General features: G+C 49.3%; 11 protein-coding genes. 7 read left to right on the forward strand and 4 right to left on the reverse strand.

Annotation, left to right across the window (positions count from 1 at the left end; translation table 11 throughout):
• Positions 1 to 52 precede the first annotated feature (52 nt).
• Positions 53 to 1,567: an RICIN domain-containing protein gene (locus tag ACWA6V_RS06570; protein ID WP_449521727.1), complete on the reverse strand. Its 1,515-nt coding sequence runs from the start codon at positions 1,565 to 1,567 to the stop codon at positions 53 to 55.
• A gap of 370 nt (positions 1,568 to 1,937) precedes the next feature.
• Between ACWA6V_RS06570 and ACWA6V_RS06575 the strand changes: the two genes are divergently transcribed.
• On the forward strand, positions 1,938 to 4,070 hold the full coding sequence (locus tag ACWA6V_RS06575; protein ID WP_449521728.1) for an AsmA family protein: 2,133 nt from the start codon (positions 1,938 to 1,940) through the stop codon (positions 4,068 to 4,070).
• Between the two features lie 23 nt (positions 4,071 to 4,093).
• Here ACWA6V_RS06575 and ACWA6V_RS06580 read toward each other — a convergent pair whose 3' ends face one another.
• Positions 4,094 to 7,144 (reverse strand): M66 family metalloprotease, encoded by a 3,051-nt coding sequence (locus ACWA6V_RS06580; RefSeq protein ID WP_449521729.1) that lies wholly within the window; start codon positions 7,142 to 7,144, stop codon positions 4,094 to 4,096.
• Between the two features lie 170 nt (positions 7,145 to 7,314).
• Here ACWA6V_RS06580 and mutY point away from each other — a divergent pair, with 170 nt between their 5' ends.
• The 6 genes from mutY (at position 7,315) to ACWA6V_RS06610 (ending at position 11,323) form a co-directional block, all read left to right on the forward strand.
• Complete coding sequence (gene mutY, locus ACWA6V_RS06585) at positions 7,315 to 8,445, forward strand: A/G-specific adenine glycosylase (RefSeq protein ID WP_449521730.1); 1,131 nt, start codon at positions 7,315 to 7,317, stop codon at positions 8,443 to 8,445.
• A gap of 7 nt (positions 8,446 to 8,452) precedes the next feature.
• Positions 8,453 to 8,728, forward strand: a complete 276-nt coding sequence (locus ACWA6V_RS06590) for an oxidative damage protection protein (RefSeq protein ID WP_331352861.1) — start codon at positions 8,453 to 8,455, stop codon at positions 8,726 to 8,728.
• A gap of 15 nt (positions 8,729 to 8,743) precedes the next feature.
• A complete protein-coding gene (locus ACWA6V_RS06595; RefSeq protein ID WP_449521731.1) occupies positions 8,744 to 9,214 on the forward strand; it encodes a hypothetical protein in 471 nt (156 codons plus the stop codon).
• A gap of 15 nt (positions 9,215 to 9,229) precedes the next feature.
• The gene (locus tag ACWA6V_RS06600) at positions 9,230 to 9,685 is read left to right on the forward strand and encodes a hypothetical protein (protein WP_449521732.1); all 456 of its coding nucleotides are present in this window, start codon (positions 9,230 to 9,232) and stop codon (positions 9,683 to 9,685) included.
• Positions 9,686 to 9,708: 23 nt separating this feature from the next.
• Positions 9,709 to 10,146 carry a hypothetical protein gene (locus ACWA6V_RS06605; RefSeq protein WP_449521733.1) on the forward strand — a complete coding sequence of 146 codons (438 nt, stop codon included), beginning with the start codon at positions 9,709 to 9,711 and terminating at the stop codon, positions 10,144 to 10,146.
• Between the two features lie 85 nt (positions 10,147 to 10,231).
• The gene (locus ACWA6V_RS06610) at positions 10,232 to 11,323 is read left to right on the forward strand and encodes an extracellular catalytic domain type 1 short-chain-length polyhydroxyalkanoate depolymerase (RefSeq protein WP_449521734.1); all 1,092 of its coding nucleotides are present in this window, start codon (positions 10,232 to 10,234) and stop codon (positions 11,321 to 11,323) included.
• Between the two features lie 112 nt (positions 11,324 to 11,435).
• Here ACWA6V_RS06610 and ACWA6V_RS06615 read toward each other — a convergent pair whose 3' ends face one another.
• Both ACWA6V_RS06615 and ACWA6V_RS06620 read right to left on the reverse strand, forming a co-directional pair.
• Positions 11,436 to 13,403, reverse strand: coding sequence for a family 43 glycosylhydrolase (locus tag ACWA6V_RS06615; protein ID WP_449521735.1), 1,968 nt, complete (start codon positions 13,401 to 13,403; stop codon positions 11,436 to 11,438).
• Positions 13,404 to 13,513: 110 nt separating this feature from the next.
• A partial coding sequence (locus ACWA6V_RS06620; protein WP_449521736.1) for a DUF6055 domain-containing protein occupies positions 13,514 to 14,683 on the reverse strand: 1,170 nt, incomplete at its 5' end.

The raw sequence follows: 14,683 nt of genomic DNA on the forward strand, positions 1-14,683 counted from the left end.
TTAGAGGAATAAAGACGTGAAAAAAAGGGGGCTTGCGCCCCCTAAACGGGAATCAACGTTTGGTTAATACAAAGCGTTGGGCGGCTCCGCCGGTGCACCACCATTGGTGCACTTTAGGGCCTATGCCCATATCAACATCGAGGCATTTGCCAGAGTGAGCAGCGACGAATTCCACTTCCAGCGGTGCCCAGGTGATGACCTTCATGGTCCAGGTTTGCGCGCCTGAGGCATTGCAATCGTACTGTTGTACGAGAGTGCCATCGGCGTTGCCAGCAGCGGCAACATCCACACACTTGCCGCTGTTGAGTGCACGCAATTCCATTTTGTAACCTGTCAGATCAGCGAGGGTGAAGGTCTGCGCATTGGTGCCATTGCAGGTATATACCTGTAACTTGGCTCCGTTAGCAGTAGATGCAGCGGGCACATCCAGACACTTGCCACTGGCTTTGTTTTTAAGTTCATAGGTACCGAAACTGCCGGTCATCTTGGGGTGTTTCATGGCGGCGTCAAACACCGGGCCGGCGCCGTCGGCGTCGATGCGCCAGTTGGCCTCGCCTTGCTTGTCGATATCAAACCAGTTGAAGGCACGCAGTTTTGGATACTGTCCGCTGGTAAAGGCGTCGGCGAAATCGCGAATCCACTGGGCTTTATGCGCACCCGGGGTAACCGCCATCTCACCAATCACGATGGGGCGACCGGTTGCGGCTAATTGGTTGTACCAAGGGTTAAGGATGCTTTTGAAGCTGGCATCAGCACCACCGTAAATATCAATGCCGATCCAATCCATATAGCCGGGTACATACATGTCAGCGACTATTGCGCCCGTGCCGTGAGGGCCGGCGTCGGTCCAGCAATCCGAGTTGGGCCAAATGGAATTGCCGAATTGCACATTGGTCGCACCCACTGCGCGGAAGCGATCTACCACATGTTTGAACGCATCTCTAAAACGCGCCCAGGTTTCGCGGTTTTTACAGGGGCTCCAGTCGTACCAGGCACCATTCGCTTCGTGGAAAAGATCGATGACTACCGGCACTTTCTCGGCTTTCAAGCCGTGGGCGATGTTGTCGATGATGTCGTTATGTTTGCCATCCAGAATTTCCTTGATGATGTTGCGATCAACCCGTTGATTAGAGGTATCCCACTTCCACCAGCATTTGCTGTTGTCGTGCAGCGCCAATTCGCCGTGGAATTCAAGGTTGATATAAGGCACGCGGCCTTGCGCTTTGATCTTGTCTACCTCGGCTTCCCAGAGGTAATACCAGTTTTTGCTGCCGTCCGGGCGAAAGACTTCCGGGAAAATTTTGCCGAAATAGGGCGATGCATTGCCGTACCACTGTTTGTTGTCAGCCCATTCCCAATCCTGGGTGATTTTGTCGCCGCAGGGGTGAGCAGCGGTCCAATCGCGATCGACAAATGCGCCCATTAACACACGGTCACCGGCGGGGATCGCATTGCTCTGCGCATGGCTGGGGCTGGCAATGATGCAGGTTGCGACCATGCAGGCTGCGGTTGAGCCAGCGTAGAGCCATTCCTTTAGATGTGAAATTAGCGTACGAGGAGAGTTCATAGCATCACCTTTTATTCGTTATTGGTGGTTGAGTAGCTGAGTGGTTGTGCAGCGAGGCGGAATTAGGGTTTGGTACAGCGAAACCGAAAAGCCCGCGTGGTCATCCAATGACACTCGCCGCAGCCCTACCAGCATAAGGATCCTGTCGGTGAGCGCACCCCAGTTGCGGCGGCGCTGCAAAGTGGCAGTACCTGTGCCGCGTTCGAGTAAAAGTGGCACTGAAATACGCGAAATCGTTTACTTTTGTTTTGTGACCTGCGGCCGGTTTTGGTTGGCTCTCCCGGCACTTTGTCCATACACTCCACTCTAAGCCTGAAACTGACCATGCCTGCTGTCGCTTGTTGGTCGATTCATCACAGAGGAAGTCATTATGAAAATTCTGCTTAAAAGTCTCGCCGTGCTGGTGGTGTTGGTAATGCTCGCTGTTGTGGCACTGGTTTTTTTGGTCGATGCCAACCGCTTTAAGCCGCGCATCGAAGCCATCGCCAAAGACCAGGGCATCGCCCTGCAAATAAACGGCGATCTGGGTTGGGATTTGTGGCCGAGTTTGGGTGTGGCAGTAAATGAGGTGCGCGTCGCCGCACTGGAAGAGCCTGACCAACCCATCGCCGAAATCCAGCAAGCGAGTTTGATGTTGGCGCTGATGCCACTCTTCTCCGGCGATTTTCAGGTGGATCACATCGCTGTCGATGGTGCGGTGATTTCGCTCAAGGTCGATGCCAAGGGTAAAGGCAATTGGGAAGCGCTCAGTAAACCCGATCAACCTGCCAAATCTACCCAACCAGAACCGGCAGCCGACACTAATTTAAAACTCGATATCCAGCACATCAGCCTCAGCAATTCAAAAGTGAATTACAGCGATGCGCAGAGCGGACAAACCATTGCGCTACGCGATATCAATCTCACCATGAGCGATGTAAATACCCGCGCTGCACCTTTTGCGCTGGATTTGTCGTTTGTGATGGAGTTGGCACAAGCCGGCACCGACAAGTTGGAGTTGCAAGCTGCATTAAAAAACACGATTAGCGTGGATGACGCCATCAGCAATATCAAATTGGCGGACGGCAAATTGCAGGCGGAAATTATCGGCGGCGATACCGCTGAATTCGCGTTCGATTACGCACTGGTTATCACCGATTTACAAAAAGAATTGGCGTACAAAGGTGATATAAAACTCACCGAAATGAATGCGCGAAAATTACTGGCCGCGCTCGGTATTGATTTGGATACCGCTAATAAAGATGCGCTCAGCAAGGTTGCATTTTCATCGGGTGTAGATGGCACTGCTAAAAAAGTGAAATTGGAAAATCTAAAACTGGTACTGGATAACACGAACTTTTCTGGCAGCATCGGCATTACCGATTTTTCCACTGGCGCACTCAAGCTGGCCTTAGATGGCGATGAAATGAATGTGGATGATTATTTGCCCCCCCCGAGCGAGGCGCCTGCACAAACTACCGCTGCACCAGCAGAAGATACCCAGCTTCCATTGGAATCGTTACGTGGTTTAAATATCAACGCCAAACTTACGTTGAAAAAACTCATCGTCAATAAAATTGCATTGGAAAACGTCGCGTTAAAAGTACTCGCCAAAAACGGCATGATCGAACAAAACCTCACCGCACAAGCCTATGCCGGAGCTATCACCGCCAAGGGGCAATTAGATGCACGCGGCCAGCAGGCGCAAGTGCAATTTGACGCAGGTGTAGAGGGCTTGGAGTTGGAGCCTTTATTAAAAGATATGGAAATGGATTCCAAGTTTGGTTTGCAGGGCGCCGTGCAGGCGCGTGCACTCGGCAGCACGCAAGGCAATTCGGTCAATCAGCTTTTTAAATCCCTGCGCAGTAACGCCACTTTTTCGGGCGCACAGGTGCGTTTGCTACCCATCAATTTAGAACAGCAATTTTGTAAGCTGGTGAATTTGGTCAATAAAACAGAAGACCCAACGAAGGTGTGGAATGAATACACTGAAATGAATGAATTGTCCGGCAGCATCAAATGGCGCGATGAAATTATTACTATCGATACCTTTAAAGCCGGTGTGGAAAAATTGCAATTGGGTTCAACCGGAAAAATTAATCTCGCTACTGATGAATACGATATTTTTCTGCCGTTTAAGTTAATCAAAGATAAAGCTGACACTATTACTGCCGAGCAAGTTGCAGTAACCACCAGTGCGGGTGGTTGCAGTATTGGCAGTCAATACTGGTTGGAGCGCGGAATGGAATTACTCCGTTGCAAAGGTTCCTTTGGCGCAATCAATCCGCTCAGCGATTGCCGTCCCGACAAAGAATTACTGGTTGAATTAACCAAAGACTACGCTGTTTACAAAGTAAAAGAAAAACACGGGGCAAAATATGAAGAGAAAAAAGACGAGCTAAAACAAAAGGTCGAGAAAGAAAAAAATAAATTGTTGGATAAATTGCAGCAGCGTTTGAACAAAGGGGCTACTTCTTCATCTGAGGCGTCGGCCGCGGTGTCATCGGCGCCCGCTGCTGGCTAAACCGGCAGCGGGTGAGCATGACATCAAAAAGCTTGCAGCTCTGCCTTGCCGCTGGGCAGATGGTCCAATGGGCGACAGAAGTGACGCGCGGTCTCACTCAGTGCAAGTGCAATCACACCTTCGGAATGGTGCCATAGCAGGTTGGCATGGGGCGCGCCTGATGTGTCCCGCGTTACACAAATTTCATTGTTCCGGTATTGCAGTGCGCTATTCATATTGCTCGTCGGCTTGTTCACGGTACTTCGGGAAGCGGCGCCTTTTTCGGTGGCATCGGTATTGAATGGATGATCGAACAGGCGTTTGTCATTTTCCCAAAGCGTCAAGTGCAGGGGCTGCCGGCCCAGAGTTGGGATCGCCAGTTGGAGTTGATAGTTGCCGGCAACCACACTGTGGTCTGGCAGCAAGTGGGTGACTGGAATGGTCTGCGCACTGCCATCAGTGAAGGTTACCTGGGCGCGATATGAATCGTCTGCTGGCAACCGGGGCATGTGTGGCAGGGCAATTTGCTGGGCAACGCGCACCGTTGCCCCGTGCTCATCAACATCGTCCACTGCAAAGCGCATGTACAGGCTGGTGCGGGCGCTGCTAATTTTGCGAGCTTGCAGGCCGGCGGCAACCTGTGTGGTATCAATGACGTGCGCTTTTCCTGCTTGTCCAATCAAATAATCCTGTGCTTTTTCGTAGTGGTAATCTGACACCTGCTTGCCATCGCAATAACCCATTAAATCTTTCATCTGCGTCCCGTAAATACTGGTGTAGTCGGGATCGGTGCTGTAGCTGCCGGTGATGCCGCCAGCGTAAGGGTATTCTTTATCAACACTGGCGAATGTGCCGCAGGGGGCGTGTTGCAGTCCAAAGCTGTGCCCCATTTCATGGGCGAGTGTCATATCTAACTCAGTTGCGCTATTAATACCGACAGCAACCATCCCGCCAGTGAAGCCGGCGCCGATAAAGAAATCGTTATTGCTAAATGCGGGGTCAAAATAGCCGTAGTAATAGGGCGCGCCGTTTTCGACGATTCTGAGATCGTTAAGCTCGTACAACATAGCGGTGGTATTTGTCTGGTCTGCTGGTGTTGTTATTTGGTAGGGCGCTCGTTGAGTGATATGGACTTCACTTAACGGCCAAAAGCGGGTGATACTTCTTCGCACCATATTCTCATCCGGCAATGTGCTGACTTTATCGCCCAGTTGGATGGGTACCAACATCAGGTTGATCCCCTTTATTTGGGCGAAGGCCGGGGTTAATTGCAACTGCGGGATATTGTTGAGTAGCACCTCAAATTTCACCCCTGGTTGCATGAGTCGTGCGGGGATTGTGCTGTAGAAGCTCTGGTTGCGTTCACCCTGCCGTTTGCTGGTGGGCAGTTGTCCTGCTGGTGGAGTGACGGTAACGGCTTCGCGTTGGCCAGCGAGTTCGGCAAACACTTGTACATTGGGGAGTGCGACACTGGTTTGCGCGGTGACATGTAAGCGCAGGGTGGCGGCTTTATCGGCAACCAGTAACGGGTTGGTTTTCAACAGGGTTTGCGCCCAATCGTAAGACTGCAAGATCGCCGTTTGCGGTTTATTAGCAGTGGTTAGTTTCAGCGGTGCGGATACTTTTCTATCGTTATACAGACCTGAATCGACCACCAGATAGGGCTCATATTCGTAGAGGTTAAGGCCGCTCAGGCGAAGGCTATCCTGAGCTTGGCAGTTTTCAATTATTTTGGTGGGGATGCGTGGCTGCTGGCTATCCAGATTAAAGTGGATTTCGCATAACCAGGGGCCGGTGTTGTCGGCCGAGATTTGCCAGTTGAGATCCAGGGCGCCATCTGCAAGAACGCCACCGAGAGTCACTTGATTGATAGCGTCGGTTTTGGGGCAGTTTTGGTTTACCCACTCTTTGGGTGGCGCCAAGAATACGAGCACACCGCGCTGTTCCAGCTGTTCCTTGATTTGCAGTGCGCGGGAGAAGCCTTGTGTTTTTAGGCAACCTCCTGCGCTCAGGGCAAATAACTTGGGCAGGTTTAGTGTGGGGGAAAGATCAACAACCGATGTGCGGTCGGCGGACAATATTTCCAATTGGCTTAAGCCTGTTAATGGTGAGAGATCGCGCACCTGCGTGTAACGGAAACTTAAGTTGTTTAGTTGGGGCTTAGTAGCGAGGATCGAAATATCATCGATCTTAGTCTCATCCATAAAGAGTCCTTCAAGTGGCATGCCGGCCAAAAAAGCCATTTGGGAGGTCTTGATGGGGTTGCTGGACAGTGCCAAATTCCTGAGTGAAAGCCCAGCCAGCGGGCTGATATTGGTGATTTTATTGAAGTCCAGCATCGCCGTACGCAAATTCCTGGCTTTCTCCAATCCTTCCAGTCGTTCGATGTTGCTGAAGGACGCTTTTAATTCTTGCAGTTGATCCACTTCGGTTTGTTTGAGCGGTTCGCCGTGGGTGACGCCCAAGGAGTCGCGGACCTTTTGCTCCAGCGCGGCATCGGCGAAGTGAACGTAGGCTGAGTCATGAAAACTGGCTTTCAGTTGGCAGCTTTGCGTGACCGAGGGGATGATATACACGCGCTGGGTGTAGTCGAAGTAACCATCACAACCCTGGGCAAGGCTAAAACTGTGACCTTCGGCTTCGGCAATACTAAAACGTGCTTCATCCCCATGGTGTACAGCAAGGGTAGCTGGAGTGATGCTGCCACTACCTTCAATCAGTGTTGTTAATTGATAGGATTTCAGCGCAAATGTGACATCTATGGTGCAGTCTTGGGTGACTGTGCCTGTCGTATAGGTATTCCCTTCTAACTTGCCATTACAGCCAGATACACCAGCAACGTCATAGTTCGCATTGGGTGCCAGGGTGAAAGAGGTTGTTTGGCCGGATACCACCCGGCGGTTCGCCGGCGTAATACTTCCGCCCGATCCCGCTGTGGCGCTCACGAGGAAATCGACAACGGGTACAGCGCTCGATTTGCTACCACCTCCGCCTCCGCTGCTTCCGCCCCCTCCACCGCAAGCGCTTAACACTAGTGCAAATCCAAGGGCGATGTTCAACAATAGCCAGCGGCTAATTACATAGCTTGTGTTCATTTTTATTATTCCATTCGTTCTGTTGTAGTAATGTCCCGCCCTGATGATGCTGATTGGGAAATGGCGCGTTATTTTGCAACGAATTGTAGGGGACTTTTTAGTTGTTAGCCATTTGGTTGGTTGTTAGCCATTGGCTTAGCGGTTAGTTATTGGAATTTATTGGCGAATTTATGGCGGTTTCATTTTCAGGGCAAGTGCTCAAATGGTTTGATAAACACGGGCGCAAACACCTGCCTTGGCAACAAGACATAAGCGCTTATCGGGTGTGGTTGTCAGAAATCATGTTGCAGCAAACCCAGGTCACGACGGTGATTCCCTATTTCGAGCGTTTTATCGCCCAGTTCCCATCTGTGCAATCGCTCGCCGCTGCGCCGATTGATGAAGTGCTGCATTTATGGACTGGCTTGGGTTACTACGCACGTGCGCGCAATCTGCACAAGTGTGCACAAACAGTAGTGAATCAATACGGCGGTGAATTTCCTGCAACCGTGGAAGCTCTGGCGGAGTTGCCTGGTATAGGCCGCTCCACTGCCGGTGCAATTGTCAGCATCGCTTTTCAAAAACGCGCTGCGATTTTGGATGGTAACGTCAAACGTGTGCTCGCACGCTACCACGCCGTGGAAGGTTGGCCTGCGCAATTGGATGTGGCGAAACAGCTGTGGGAAATCGCTGAAACCTACACACCCAAAACCCGCGCGAATCATTACACCCAAGCGATGATGGATATGGGCGCAACGCTATGCACACGCAGCAAACCCAAATGCGAAGTTTGTCCTCTGAGTGATGGATGCATCGCCTACGCGCAAGGCAACCCGAAAGATTATCCCGGGAAAAAACCGAAAAAAACGCTGCCAGAAAAATCCGTGCAATTATTAATGCTGCGCAATCCCGCGGGCGATTTATTATTGCAACAGCGCCCCGCACAGGGAATTTGGGGCGGGCTGTGGAGTTTTCCTGAATTAGCGATTGATGCCGATGCAAAAGAATACGCTGAAGACCATTACGGCAAAGTCATCGAGCTGGAAGAGTGGAACAGCTACCGCCACACCTTCAGTCATTACCATTTGGATATCACACCGGTATTAATCCAACTCGCAAAATCACCGCGCGCTATCGGTGAAGCCACCACCCACTGGTACAATCCCCATCAGCCTGATGCCTTAGGCTTGGCAGCACCCGTAAAAAAATTATTGGAAAAACTCGCGCAATTAGATCCGCGGGCGACTACAGCAGTAGCAAAAACAACTGCTAAAAAAATCGCTGCACCTAAACGCAACACTACATCATCTAAACGTAAGTGAGAACAATATGAGCCGTATGGTTTTTTGTCGAAAATACCAACAAGAACTGGAAGGCCTGGATATGCCCCCTTATCCTGGTGCCAAGGGTTTGGATTTATTCAACAACATCTCCAAAAAAGCCTGGCAAGAATGGATGGCCCACCAGACATTACTGATCAACGAAAAACGTTTGAACGTAATGGACATGGGCACAAAAGTTTATCTCACCGAGCAAATGGAAAAGTTTTTGTCTGGTGAGAAAGTGGATGAGGCGGAGGGTTATGTGCCTCCAGAAAAGAATTAAATAAGGAATCTTAAAATGAAAAAAATAATGGTTATGTGTTTGTCACTGATTTCCTCTGGATTGTTGGCAGAAGAAAGTAGTAGTGAGTATATGTTCAACGGAAAGTTAGGTGCCTCACCTTATACCGGTATTTTAGGCTTTGAAGTACAGAAAGGTAAGTGGAGTCTTGGTGTTGGTTTTCCGGTTTCAGTTTCTGTAAAACGTTATCAGTATGAAAACGAAGATTCTTTATTCTATGGGGTTTATTGGAATAATTTAACCGATAATAGTTACGACGATTATGAAGAAGGAATACTGTTTGATGAATATGAGCGCGAGAGCTATGGGGTAGGGGTTGGATATATTTGGCTGTGGGAGTCAGGCTGGAATGCATCAACAGGGCTTTCGATTGGCGAATTTGAAAAAGAATATACAAACTCTAATCTGAAGTATTTCGAGGAAGGCTATAGCGCTAATTTGGAGTTGTCTGTTGGCTACAAGTTTTGATTTGCAAGGCATGATATGAAAAAAATCTCTACAGTCATGGCATTATGGAAGGAAGGCTATTTTACGGATGCAGAAGTAATAGCATGGGCTGACACACAAATACTAAAGGCTGAAGGTGGTTTTGATGATTCGCTAATTGAGCTATCGCTGAAAGGCCCTACCTATTGTGAAAATCTGGATTCATATGTTTTCCCTAAAACCAGGAAGTTCAGTTTTTTGGAACGGTTTGCCATCAAATTAACTACCTTGGACTTCACATCCGATGAATCCATTAAGCAATTTATAGATTGGACTTCCAGAGAGGCAATGGGGGAGGATTTAAAAGTTCCGGAGGTGCTATTTGGATATCTTCTTGAAGAAGAATCTTGTTATGACGAAGGAAATCCGTTGAATGTATTTAATAGCGAAATAGACGCTTTAAAGCCAAGATGTCAGATTGTTTTTGATGAGATTGTTTCTGAACTGAATTAATTTTAATCGAAGCGGAGGTCTTCATGAGCATAAAGATTAAAAGCTTTCTCGCTGGTTCTGTGTTGGGTGCAGTTGTTTATCATATTTCGGCGTTTTTTATTCTCGGTCATACAGCGGCAATTGTTCTGCCTGGCTCGATTGCTAATTGGGCTGCAGAAAACTCGGTGCGCTTTCCTGTGATGTTTATGTGGGATTTGCTAGTTGTTCAATTACTTGGAGTTGGAATTTTGTCGGCCTTGGCTATCTATCTAATTTCAAGAACCAAATCATTTGATTGGTTGTATTTAGCAATTGGTTTTGTTGCTGCTGACGTAATTATCTCCCTGGCATCCCTACTAGCGCTGCCGACATTGAAATACGTTTCTGTTGCCAATTTCATTGGTTGGTCGCCACACTTTATTGTCGTTTTTCTGTGTGTTTTTATTGCGGCCAGATTTGGTAGCAAAAAAACCAACTACTGAACTCAAAGTGTGAGCTGTCTGGTCAGTTTCAGTTAATCATGCGGTGGTAAAAAGAAGCTTTTAAACATCAACGAAGGGTGCCGGAATGAATACCTTATCCATGTTGAAAGGTTCCTTTGCTATCAGTATTGCAGCACTTTGTGCAGTGTGTTGTCTGTTGTCGCCACCGCTGGCGATTGCTCAGGATGAGCAGGCAGACGGGTCTTTGCGCGATCGTATTAAACAGCGAGTGGTGGAGCGGCGCGAGGGTCAGCAGGATAATGAGATTGATTCTGCCGGGGCATTAAAAATCCAAAAACCAGGCGACTACACTCGCTCGCTGCAACACGATGGTCTCGCGCGCTCTTATCGCATCCATGTTCCCAAACAATATCAAGCGTCCAAATCTGCGCCGCTGGTGTTGGCGTTTCACGGCGGTGGTGGCGATATGGATTATATGGCCAAGGATGAATACTACGGTTTGATTTCAAAATCAGACGCCGAAGGATTTGTGGTGGTGTTTCCGAATGGCTACAGCAAATTTAAATCCGGTAAGTTTGCCACCTGGAATGCCGGTGCCTGCTGCGCCAGTGCGCGCGATAACAATATCGATGAGGTCGGGTTCGTTAGAAAAATGATTGCAAGCCTGACGCGTGAATTGAATATCAATCGGCAAATGATTTTTGCAACGGGAATGTCTAATGGTGGAATGATGTCGTATCGTCTGGCCTGCGAAATGTCCGATACTATTACCGCGATTGCGGCAGTCGCCGGAACTGACAATACAATTGATTGCCAGCCGCGCAAGCCCGTCTCTATTTTGCATATCCACGCTACAAACGACGACCGTGTACTTTTTAATGGCGGTGCAGGAAAAAAATTCAGGGATGAATCTAAAGTCACTGATTTTATTTCAGTTCCTGACAGCGTAAAAAAATGGGTCACACAGAATCATTGTCAATCAACGCCACTACAGACATTGGAAAAACCGGGAGCCTATTGTGAAAAATATGCGCAATGCAAAGGCGGTGTAGCTGTGCAATTGTGCGTGACTGACACCGGCGGACATTCATGGCCGGGTGGAACAAAACCGCGTGGGAGTGAATCGCCATCGCAGGTGATTTCGGCTAATGATGTGATGTGGGATTTTTTTACTTCTTCACATGCGACCAATACTTTAACGCATCAAACCCCATAGTCTCGCCGGGTTTGGTAGAGAGTATTTCAGCAAGCTACTAGAAAATAACAGCAAATAAAAACGGCGCAAGCTTTCACTTGCGCCGTTTTTATTTATATCACGTTTATTTAACTCAGAACGACATTCCCGCTGACGGTGTAACCAACTTGATGGTGCCGTCGGCATTAAATGTTAATTTATCCACCGCGACTTGCCGGCGATAGGTGCCTCCACCTTTGCCATTGCTGATGTGATACACCAGATACCACTGGCCCGCAAATTCTGCTATTGCCGGATGGCTTGTCGGTGCATCTTGCCCCGCAAGTGCGGGCAATTTTTCCATGATTCTGCCGCGATAAGTCCATGGCCCTGTCGGGCTGGTGCTTGTCGCATAGTCGATGGTTGCCGGATTGGCACCAGCGGCGTACACCATGTAATAAATACCGTTGCGTTTGGTTAGATAGGGCGCTTCAAAAAAGTCGCGCGGCGTGCGTTCAATCATTGCGCCTTTGAGTGAAATCATATTCTCGTTCAATGCGACTGTGACCATGCGCCAGAAACCGCCGTAGGTCAGATAGGCTTGGCCATCGTCATCCACAAATACCGTTGGGTCGATGGTGTAAACCGTTTGGCCTGCGTCGGTGTAGTTGAACGCTTTCATTTCAATTGTGTCATCCACCAAGGGTGCGCCAATTGCATCTTTAAATGGGCCGAGCGGGCTGTTTGCAACAGCAACGCCAATCGCCATTCCGCCACCGCGTTTATTCACCGGAACATACCAATAAAATTTGCCCGCGCGTTGCACCATTTGGCCTGCCCATGCATTGGAATCGGCCCAGGTAAATGTGCCGAGTGACATTACCGGTGCACCATTGTCGGTCCAGTTCACCATATCGGTCGATGACAGCACATACCAATCGCGCAAGAAGAATCCGGTAGTGCCTTCATCGTGACCTGCAGCAATATAAAAAGTGCAGTTGTGTACGAGAGGCGCAGGGTCTGCGGTAAAAATGGCCGGCAATAATGGGTTGGTCCCTTTGGTGCCTGCTAACGGACCGGTGCAATTACCCGATGCCGATGAGCTGCTCGCCGAACTCGCGATGCTGCTGCGTGAACTGGATGACGATGAGGCAGGCTGACCAATTGCAGTACCGGCGACGCGCCACTCCAACAAGCCGGTGGATTGCACGTTGTTCAGCATGGACACGCGAATGCGATTAGTGACTACACCGTTCAATGGCAAATGATTAAACGCATTTTTCGCCAGCGGTACATCGCCCGCACTCACCCAATTACTGCCGCTCCAATATTCCACGTAAGCGCGTGTGGGCGTAAGCACGCCGCCGTTGTCATCGAACCAATAAATTTGCGTTGCGGTCAGGCTGTAATTTTGCGGCCAATCGTACTGCACCCATTGAATCGAATTAGGATTATTCCAATTGCCGTAAGCGCCTTTGCTTTTATCATTAGAATTCGCTGGCGTGCTGTTGTCATTCACTGCGCTCAAGGTTTCCCACGGCGATACATAAGAGGTTGTTGCCGTTGCGAGTGTTGCGATATTGGTTGTGGTGGGAATGATGCTCAACGAGGAACTGCTGGCGCTGCTGCTGAGTGCTGCGCGTGAACTGCTAACACGGCTGACACTGCTTGAGCTGCGCACCAGACTGCTGACACTGTTTGATGATTGGCTGGACGCACTGGTATTCGTATTTGCGCAAAGAGTACCTTGTAGTTGTGGCTTTTCAATTGCGCCGCCGTTAGTGGTACCTTGCAAACCAAACTCTACCGATTGCCCGGGGCGAATGGTTCCGTTCCAACCAATATTAGTCGCTGTGTAATTACCGCTAACTACGGCGTTCCATGAATTGCTCACTTTGTTGTTGGCATAAGACCAACTGACTTGCCAATTATTGACAGTTGCAGCTGTGTCATTGGTAATGCGGATGGCAGCGGTAAATCCGGAACCCCATGAATTGGTAACAGTGTAGATACAGGCGGCGTTAGCGATATTCGCGGTAGATGCCGTCATTAAACTTAGTGCCAACATAGTCGCGAATGACGTGCGCCTGGTTGGGTGGCGCGTTATTGGGTAAATACGCATAAAATTTCCTATTCGTAATAGTGAATATATATGCAGATAATTTTATAGCTCTGCAGATAAATAAATTTTTATTGCTAGCGTCGCAATGACGCTAGCAAATTTTCTATCCGTTAATCCCTCGGCCTTGCACCCAAAATCTGCACTTGGTAATTCAGTCCAATCGATTCAGGATTGGTACTGGTGCTTTCAAAGGCGTTGTACAAGTAGAGCGAGTCCGGCGTATTGGTCACCACCAAGCTGGCCTCCTCACCCGATGCTAATTGGAAGCTGCCTGTACCGTTGGCGAGATCGACGTAGCGAACGCTGTTGTTGGTTGCTTTGATCGCAACAATCGCAGTGAAATTGCTATCGCTCAAACCGTTACCCAGGTTAGTAACCTGGATATTGATTTCACCGCTCCCCGTCGCAGTCAGCGGAATAATATTGCTGCCGGTGAATTGCGGTTTGCGCGCTTCCAGTACGCGATACATATTGCTGCCGATAGATTCCAGATTGCGATAGGCGCGCGTGCGGAAACTCGCATCGCGTTGTGCAGCGAGCACTTTTTGTTTTACTAACGGATGGCCAATATCACCGTAAGCGATACGCGCGCGGTAGCGGCCAACCAAGGTTTTGATTGAGGTTGGTTGCACCAAGCGCGCCAAACTGTGCAGGGGTGTTTCCTGACCTTGATGCGCGCGAATTAAATTGCGCACCGCATCGCGGCCGAGGTTGGCGTAATTGTCGGGGTTGTTGGAAAGATAATTCAGGAACGGCCATGCTTGATACAAATTATCTTTGTGCACGATGGTTAGATTCGATGCGGCATGCAGTGAATTGACATCGAAGTTGGTGCTGTTGGTGATCGGGCTCATATAAGTATCCGCAAACCATTCAGCCGTTGTTTCCCACCATGCACCCGTGCGCGCTTTATCGATCCAGATAGCTTCAGCGAGTGTAATTCCATGACCAAATTCGTGCGTGGAAATACTATCGACATTGAGCAAGTTGCTGCGCATCACCAGATAACTTAACCCCGCGGTGCCGTTGTAACCCATAAAGCCACCCGCATCGATATCCGTCACCGAATAGACGTTGATTTTGAATGAACCGGGGCGGTTGGCGTGAATAGATTGTGCGGGGGATTTAAAGCCTCGGTCGCGTACAAAATAGTCGTACACTTTTTCCATATGCTCCAGCATGCGTGTGACATCGGCATCGGAGTGTGTGCCCAAGTTACCTTTGGGGCCGCGCTTGTTATCTGCACCGTAGTACAAACGGAAACGATTCGAATCTTTATA

The organism is Cellvibrio sp., assembly GCF_053579595.1.

What these genes read in the sequence shown, in the direction of transcription:
- ACWA6V_RS06570 (WP_449521727.1), bottom strand. Translation starts at nt 1,567, where the DNA reads ATGAACTCTCCTCGTACGCTAATTTCACATCTAAAGGAATGGCTCTAC.
- ACWA6V_RS06575 (WP_449521728.1), top strand. Translation starts at nt 1,938, where the DNA reads ATGAAAATTCTGCTTAAAAGTCTCGCCGTGCTGGTGGTGTTGGTAATG.
- ACWA6V_RS06580 (WP_449521729.1), bottom strand. Translation starts at nt 7,144, where the DNA reads ATGAACACAAGCTATGTAATTAGCCGCTGGCTATTGTTGAACATCGCC.
- mutY (WP_449521730.1), top strand. Translation starts at nt 7,315, where the DNA reads ATGGCGGTTTCATTTTCAGGGCAAGTGCTCAAATGGTTTGATAAACAC.
- ACWA6V_RS06590 (WP_331352861.1), top strand. Translation starts at nt 8,453, where the DNA reads ATGAGCCGTATGGTTTTTTGTCGAAAATACCAACAAGAACTGGAAGGC.
- ACWA6V_RS06595 (WP_449521731.1), top strand. Translation starts at nt 8,744, where the DNA reads ATGAAAAAAATAATGGTTATGTGTTTGTCACTGATTTCCTCTGGATTG.
- ACWA6V_RS06600 (WP_449521732.1), top strand. Translation starts at nt 9,230, where the DNA reads ATGAAAAAAATCTCTACAGTCATGGCATTATGGAAGGAAGGCTATTTT.
- ACWA6V_RS06605 (WP_449521733.1), top strand. Translation starts at nt 9,709, where the DNA reads ATGAGCATAAAGATTAAAAGCTTTCTCGCTGGTTCTGTGTTGGGTGCA.
- ACWA6V_RS06610 (WP_449521734.1), top strand. Translation starts at nt 10,232, where the DNA reads ATGAATACCTTATCCATGTTGAAAGGTTCCTTTGCTATCAGTATTGCA.
- ACWA6V_RS06615 (WP_449521735.1), bottom strand. Translation starts at nt 13,403, where the DNA reads ATGCGTATTTACCCAATAACGCGCCACCCAACCAGGCGCACGTCATTC.